This window comes from Kitasatospora sp. NPDC057692, from assembly GCF_042799475.1.
In the GTDB taxonomy this organism is placed as follows: Bacteria; Actinomycetota; Actinomycetes; order Streptomycetales; family Streptomycetaceae; genus Kitasatospora.
This window is the reverse complement of sequence record NZ_JBHVIV010000165.1, coordinates 1-7599: the sequence shown is the minus strand read 5'-3', so window position 1 is coordinate 7599 and position 7599 is coordinate 1. Positions and strand designations below refer to the sequence as shown.

4 protein-coding genes are annotated in these 7599 nt (G+C 75.1%); 2 read left to right on the top strand and 2 right to left on the bottom strand.

The annotated features are described in order from the left end of the window. Nucleotides 1-892: BTAD domain-containing putative transcriptional regulator (locus tag ACFVFS_RS40105; RefSeq protein WP_380630034.1), on the bottom strand; the 892-nt coding region annotated here is incomplete at its 3' end. A gap of 327 nt (nt 893-1219) precedes the next feature. On the opposite strand from ACFVFS_RS40105, the gene ACFVFS_RS40100 reads away from it, so the two are divergent. After that, nucleotides 1220-2263 (top strand): hypothetical protein, encoded by a 1044-nt coding sequence (locus ACFVFS_RS40100; protein ID WP_380630032.1) that lies wholly within the window; start codon nt 1220-1222, stop codon nt 2261-2263. A gap of 44 nt (nt 2264-2307) precedes the next feature. Here ACFVFS_RS40100 and ACFVFS_RS40095 read toward each other — a convergent pair whose 3' ends face one another. Further along, nucleotides 2308-3522, bottom strand: a complete 1215-nt coding sequence (locus tag ACFVFS_RS40095) for a hypothetical protein (RefSeq protein ID WP_380630031.1) — start codon at nt 3520-3522, stop codon at nt 2308-2310. A 585-nt stretch (nt 3523-4107) separates the two neighbouring features. On the opposite strand from ACFVFS_RS40095, the gene ACFVFS_RS40090 reads away from it, so the two are divergent. Then, complete coding sequence (locus ACFVFS_RS40090; protein WP_380630029.1) at nt 4108-7419, top strand: ALF repeat-containing protein; 3312 nt, start codon at nt 4108-4110, stop codon at nt 7417-7419. Nucleotides 7420-7599 lie beyond the last annotated feature (180 nt).

Below are 7599 nucleotides of genomic sequence, written 5' to 3'. Positions count from 1 at the left end.
CCGCCGTACCGCCCCCGCCGTCCGCCGCCGGCCGGCGGTCCCCGGGCGAGCCCTCCGCCGGGGCCGGAACCGGGGCCGCCGCCGCGCCCGTCGCCGCACCGCCGCCCGGGGCCTCGGGCGCGGCCAGCGCCGGGTCCCCCTCCAGGATCCGGCGGTGCAGCTGCTCCAGCTCCGCCCCCGGCCCCACCCCGAGCTCCGCCAGGAACAGCTGCCGCACCCCCCGGAACACCGCCAGCGCGTCCGCCTGCCGCCCGGCCTGGTACAGCGCGCGCATCAGCAGCCCGTACGCCCGTTCGTGCAGCGGGTGCTCGGTGGTGAGCGCGGTCAGCTCCGGGATGCACCGCGAGTACCGGCCCAGGGACAGGTCCAGGCCGATCCGCTCCTCCAGCAGGGTCAGCCGCAGCTCCTCCAGCCGCTGGCGGTGCCGCTCCGCGAACGGCCCGGGGATCCCGGCCAGCGGCTCGCCCTGCCACAGCTCCAGCGCCTGGTTGAGGAGGTCGCGGGCGCGCAGCGGCTCGGCGCGGGCGGTCCGCTCCGCCTCGCCGGCCAGTGCCTCCGCCTGCGCCGCGTCCACCGCCAGCTTGGGCAGGACGAGCCGGTAGCCGTCGCCCATCGAGACCAGCACGCTGCCCGCGGCCTTCTCCCCGGACTCACCCGGGGGCGCAGGATCCTGAGGATCCGTCGGGTCAGCCGCGTCCAGCACCTTGCGCCACCGCCACGCGTACGTCCGCACGGTGGTCATCGCCGCGCTCGGCGGCTCCTCGCCCCACAGCGCCGCGATCAGGTCCGTGGCGCTCGCCGAATGACCGGGCCGCAGGAGCAGTACGGCCAACATCGCCTGCTGCTGCGGGCTGCCCACCTTGAGCGCCGTCGCGCCGCGGTGAGCCCGCATCAGACCCAGTACGGAAAAACGGAGATCGCCCATCCTGCCCCCTGCCGCCCAGGACAGTGCCCGCCCCGCTCGTGCACATGTCAGCTTCTCTGTGGATCGTTACATCACAAGGTCGCGCGCGGTGTCGAGACTCCGTTGAGCCTGTGGTGACCGCACGTTGAACCCGACCGGCAAGAATCACCGTGCCGGGGCCCGCCGGAGACGGTCCGGTCCGCCCCTCCTTCACCTCCCGCGACCGGGCACCCCCAGTGACCGGTCGTGATTGCCCCCGCCCTCGGCCGTCGGCGGCGTCGGGCGCCATGACGATACCTTCGGAGGCGGACGTCCGTGAACACCGCTTTGCTGTACAACCTGCTCGACGTCGACCCGGCCGACGGGCCGGCCGAACTGCTCCACCGCGCCCGCGGGAGCCGTCACCTGCCGCACCTCGTACTCTCCGCCCTGGCCCGCGACGACGTCCGGATGGGCGAACCCGCCCGCGCCGAGCTGCGCCGCGCCCGCACCCGCGCCGACCACTACGCCCGCCTCGCGCACGACCTCGCCCGCTCCACCGGCGCGCGCGCGATCCACGGCGTCCCGCTGGCCGGCTACTACCCGGCCGGCCTGCTCCGGCCGCAGGCCGGCCTGGACCTGGTCGCCCCGGGCGAGGCCGCGCTCTGGCAGGCCGTCGTCCGGCTGGTCACCGACCACCCGGTGGAGACCGTCGACGTCACCCTGCTCGGCGACCGCCCGCACCACACCGCGGTCACCGTCCGCTGGCCCGCCGAGGACCCGCTGCTCGACCCCTGGTACCGCGTCCACCTCACCACGGCGGCCCTCCCCGGCGACCGCGCCGCGGTTCCGGTGCGCCCGTACCTCGTCGCGGACGACCACGTCGAGTGCCTGATCGCCCTGGCCGAGGCCCACCTGCACGCGCCCGCCGGGGCGGAGCCCGACCCGCTCACCCTGCTCGACCTGTGCTGTCTCAGCCGCCAGCCCTTCGAACCCGCCGAGACCGCCGCCGTCCTGGCCGCCTACCGGCTCGCCCCGGAGGCCGCCGCGCTGCTCGACCTCGCCGCCGCCCGGCTCCCGCTCGGCACCCTCGCCGCCGTCCGCGCCGCCCTCGCCCCGGAGCTCGCCGCCGAACACCGCCGCCGCTCCGAGGCCGCCGCCACCCCCCGGCTGACCGCCCGCCACGGCACCCTGCTGCGCCGCACCGTCATCCGCCACGACTGGGACGAGGCGCGCCTGCTGACGGCCCCCGACCGCACCACCCTGCTGCTCACCCCGGTCGCCGACTACCTCCTCGCGCCGACCGACCCGGCGGGCCCGGGCGACCGCACCGCAGCCCTGGCGGTCCTCCAGCGCTGGGACGGCCTGGGCCTCGGCTGACCGCCTCCCCGGCCCCGCGGGGAACGCCCGACGAGGTGGCGGCGTCAGGCCGGGGCGTGGGCGGCCCACAGCGAGTCGACGACGGCGACGTGGGACTCCCAGAGGGCCTCGACGCGCCGCGCGACGGTCGCGGCAGCGTGCGGCAGGAACTCGGCTCCGGCGGGTTGCGGGCTCAGGTCCGCCCAGTCCCACCACGCCCAGTGCCGGCCCCACTCCGTTCCGCCCAGGGCCGCCCCGACGGCCCGGCGCAGCGCCGCGTCCTCGCACAGGACGCCGACGAACGGCGACCGGCCGCCCCTGCGGTCCGCCGACGGACCGGGTTGGCGGCCGACCGCGCGCCGCATCCCGAGGCCGAAGCCCAGCCGTGCGCCCGGGCGCAGCCACTCCGGCCGGGAGAACAGGACGGCCGTCTCGTCGTACGTCCGGGGCGCCTCCCCGGTGCCGGGCGCCCGCCCGGTCGCGGTGTAGTCGAGCGGCAGGACCGTGACGGCCTCGCCCAGGCGTGGGGCGAGGCCGCGGAAGGCCTCGGCCGTGTGCGCCGGCAGCTGCCGCAGGAGCCGCTCGGCGCCCTCCCGGGAGGCGCGGATCAGGTCCGGGTCGCCGAACCAGAACCGCGCGTACGCGTTGTCGTCGGCCTGGCTGCCCATGACGTTCTCCAGGGTTCTCAGGTAGTCCTCGGCGACGGACCGGCCGGTCGCGGAGGGGGCGGCGGGGGTGGCGGCGAGGAGCCGTGCGAGGTCGCCGGCGAGCTCGCGCAGGGCCACGGGGCGGAAGCGGGGGTCGGCCGGGGGCGTTCCGGCGGGGGTCAGGAAGAGGAACCGGACGCCGGGGAAGTGCGCGAAGTCGTCCGCCTGGCGCGTGGTCTGGTCGGTGCCCTCGGAGGCGTCGACCTTCAGCTCGACGACCAGGGTGACCGCACCGGCCCGCACCACGAGGTCGGGGATGCTGGTGTCGGCGCGGACCTGCCGCCAGACGCGCGCCCGCGCCACGGCGGGGTCCTGCGCCGCCTCGTCCAGGCCCGCGAGCGCGAGGAGGTGCCGGAGGAGTCCGGGGCCGAGCCCGTGCGAGGCGGCGGGGTCGAGGAGGAACAGCAGGACCCGCTCGTGGCTGTCCTCGACCCGCTCCCTCCCGAGGACCTCCAGGACGGAGGTGCCGCGGCGCCCGCGCAACTCCGACCGCAGTCGGGCCAACGCCCGCTCGGCGTCGACGAGTCGGGCCACCGGTGGTGCCGGTGCGGCGGGCGTCCTGGGCAGAGGCATCCCGGGAGGATAGCCGGGCGGGGCGCGGGCCGCACGCGATCCCGCGCTCCGGGGCCGGCGAGCGGCCTTTGGCGGTGGTTGCCGCCCGTGTCGGAGTGGGGGCACCGGATCGTATCCGACCGGCGATCCCGTGGCGCCGACCGGCGCGGGGAAGGGCGCCCCTTCCGGTGTTCTTCCGTCTTTCGTCTATTCTCGGCACTCCTCGCCCGAATTGACGGACCGTCAGTACGCTGACCTTCGATCGGTCCGGCATTCGGGTTGATGGTGGAGATGTGTACGAACCGGGCGAGAGTGACGAATCGTCCCTTTGTTGTCCTCGGGTTCGGACTCCCCGCGGGTTTATCCGGCCAATGGCCGAAACCGACGGCGATTCGGCCAGTTGGTATGCGATCCAGCCAAAATCATTTCGCCCCGTCGATTCGCCTTTTCCGGCACTAGGCTTCCTGCGGGAATCGGGGCAACTGCCCTGGTGAAAACCGGCCCTGACGGGCCAGGGATTTGGGGAAGAAGGGGGAAATGGCGAACTCGCCAATGAGGGCAGGGTCGGCACGGCGCTCACGCGCCAGGATCCTGTCCGCCACGGCCATGATGCTGGCCGCGACCGTCATGGGGACGACGGTCGCCCAGGCACTCCCGTCCGACACGGCTCCGGAGCCGATGCCGGCCAACTACCGCGCGCAGGTCGTCGAAGCCTGGCAGGGCGGCGGCTCGGCGGTGAAGGACGCGGCCGCGCGGGCACTGCTCGGCTCGGAAGCCGACATCACCACGTTCCTGACCAGCACGCTGAGCCGTGCTCAGGCGTCGGACGAGCGCTACGCCGTCATCAAGATGCTGAGCAACACCGGCAAGGGCGTGCGCGACGCCGCGTCGCGGGCGCTGAGCGGCTCGGACGCCGAGCTCCACGCGTTCGTCACCACCGGTTGGCAGAACCCGATGATGGACGACCGCCGGGCGGCGATCGTCACCATCGTCGACGGCGCCGACGTCGCCGTCCGCACGGCCGGGGCCAAGGCGCTCACCGACGGCACCGCCGAGGTCATGGACGCCTTCCTGACCTCCGGCCGGTACAAGGCGCAGGAAGAGGACGACCGGGTCGCCGTGCTGCGGCTGATGGACGTCTACACCGGCCCGGAGTTCACCAAGCAGGCCGGCCGGGCGCTGAGCGGTACTCCCGCCGACGTCCGCGCGTTCCTGGAGACCGGCCAGCTCCTCGCCCAGGCCAGGGACCAGGAGACGCTCTCCGTCAAGCAGCTCGCCCAGGCCGCGAAGGACGCCAGCAAGCGGGCCCTGGAGGAGACGGCCGCCGCCAAGGAGGCCGGCGCCCGGGCCGAGGAAGCCGCCGCGAAGGCCAAGCAGGCCGCGCTGACGGCTGCGGACGAGGCCGCCAAGGCCAAGGACGACGCCGAGAAGACGGGCGCCGCGGCCAACAGCGCCGCCGAGGCCGCCCAGGGTGCGGCGGAGGCCGCGAAGACCGCGATCGACGCCTCCAACACGGCGGTGTCGGCGGCCAAGACGGCTGCCACGGCCGCGCGTTCGGCCGCTTCGGCCGCCGCCGCCGCGGGCCAGGCCGCCAGCCGTGCGTACAACGCCGCTGCCGCCGCCTCGGGCGACGCGAGCAAGGCCAGGGCGGCGCGCGAAGCCGCCCAGGGTGCGCGCGACGCCGCCGCCGGTGCGCGTGACGCGGCGTCGGCCGCCTCGTCCGCCGCCGAGGCGAGTGCCCAGGCGGGCCGGGCCGGCTCCGCCGCGGCCCGCGCCGCGAACAACGCCGCCGCTGCCGCCGAGGCCAGCGCCCAGGCGGCCGGCTCCGCGGGCAAGGCCACCGAGCAGGCGGCCCGTGCCCGCAACGCGGCCACCACCGCCCGCAACGCGGCCAACGCGGCCACCGCGGCCGCGAACCGTGCCGAGAGTCTGGCCACCGCGGCCGCCACGGCGGCCACCAACGCCAAGAACCTGGCCACCCGGACCGCCGAGCACGCGGAGAAGGCCGCCGTCGCCGCCGACGCCGCGGCCGACGCTGCGGGCGAGGCCCAGGACTGGGCCAACATCGCCGGTCAGCACGCGGACGCCGCTGCCGCAGCGGCCCAGGCCGCGGCCGACGCGGTGGCGGAGGCCCAGAAGCTGGAGAAGCTGGCCCGCGACGCCGAGGCCACGCAGCTGGAGTCGGAGAAGCAGCTCGGCATCACCCAGGCCGACCTGCTGCTGAAGGACGACCAGGCCACCCAGGCCAACTTCAGCCAGCAGCAGACCGAGGCCGCCGCGCAGGACACTGCGACGAAGGACCTGGTCAAGCAGGCCGCGGCGCCCGGTACCGCCACCGCGACGGCCGCTCAGGCCGGCCGCAAGGCGGCGGTCAACCTGCTGAAGTCGACCGGCTCCTGGACCCGGGCGTCGGCGCAGGCCGCTCTCTCGGGTACCGACGAGGCCGTGGTGTCCTGGGCCAGGTCGGACTACCAGCGCAGCCTGCGGCTCGACGACCGGGAGAAGATCCTGGCCGTCACGAAGATCGCGAACGCCAAGCTCGCGACCGAGGCGCAGAAGACGCTGGAGAGCGCCGATCCGGCAGCCGTCGAGAAGTTCCTCAGCGGCGGGGCGCTCCAGGCCCAGAACGAGGACCTGCGGGTGCGGATCGTCTCCCTGATCTCGGACGGCGGCAAGGCCGTCCAGCGGGACGGCGGCGCCGCGCTGACCGACGGCCGGGTGCCGGTCATGGCCGCCTTCCTGGCCAATGGCTACGCCAAGGCCCTGGCCGAGGACGACCGGGTGGCCACGGTGGTCGCCGTGGACGGCGGCGGGCCGAACGTGAAGGCGGCGGGTGCGGTCGCCCTGGCCGGGCCGGCCTGGATGCAGCACGAGTTCGTCCGGAAGACCCAGTTCACGGCGGCGCAGAAGGACGCGGACACCGACGCGCACGTGTCGTCCGTGCTGAGCATGATCGCCAACGCGGCGAAGGACGCGGTCACCGCGAGCGAGAGCGCCCAGCTGGCGTACCAGATCGCGGCGGACGCGCGCCACGCGTCGGAGGAGGCCAACAGCTGGGCGAGCCAGGCCCAGCAGTCGGCCCTGCAGGCGAAGGGCTACGCGGAGGACGCCAAGGCCAAGTCCACCGCCGCCGACGCCTCCGCGGCGGCCGCCGCCGCCTCGGCGCAGAAGGCCAAGAGCGCGGCGGCCGCCGCGCAGACGGCCAACCGGCAGGCCAACTACTCGGCCACCCAGGCGACCGCCTCCGCGACCCAGGCCGTGAACTCGGCGTCGAGCGCGAAGGCCTCGGCGGCGCAGGCCTCGGCCAGCGCGAGTGCGGCGGGCAAGGACGCCGCCGCCGCCTCCCAGGCCGCGAGCGAGGCCCACTCCATCGCCGCCCAGAAGCGCGAGCAGGAGCAGGCCGCTGCCGCCGCCGCAGCGGCGGCCCAGGCGAAGGCCAACGAGGCGAGCCACGTCGACCCGGTGAACACGCCGGCGAACGACAAGGTGACGACTCCGGCTCCGGCTCCCGAGAAGCCGGCTCCGGGTTCGCCGCCGAAGGACGACAAGCAGCTGTTCAAGGACTACGGCGACTTCCTGGGCAACGTCAGCACCTGGAGCGGGTTCGTCGCGGCCGGTCTGATGATCTTCCCGGCCACCGCGCCCCTCGGGGCGGTCGTCGGTACGTTCTCGCTGGTGACGGGTGTGGCTGCGGCCGTGTACACCGGGTTCGGCTACGGCTTCAGCAGCGACAAGTTCATCGGCTCGGTGGCGGCTGTCGGTCTTTCGCTGATCGGTGGCCGCGTGGTCGGCGCGATCGAGAAGGGCGCGGCGGAGGCGGCCAAGTTCGGCGTGAAGGTGACCGAGACGGTCAGCGAGCGACTGGTGAAGGCCGGTCACAGCGCGGTGTCGTCGGTGGTCAGTTGGTTCTCAAGCTGACCGACCGGGCCGCGGTTAGGCTGTGAGCGATCGGCCATGATCGATTGGCCGTGACGGAACAGGGTTGTGGGGGCCGCGGTGGGCGCGGGGGGCACAAACCGGGCCAGGGGGGGTGGGGGGGTTTAGCGCGGGGGTGGTGGGGGGGGGTGGGGGTGTTCGCGTGCCGGAGAAACCCGCGCT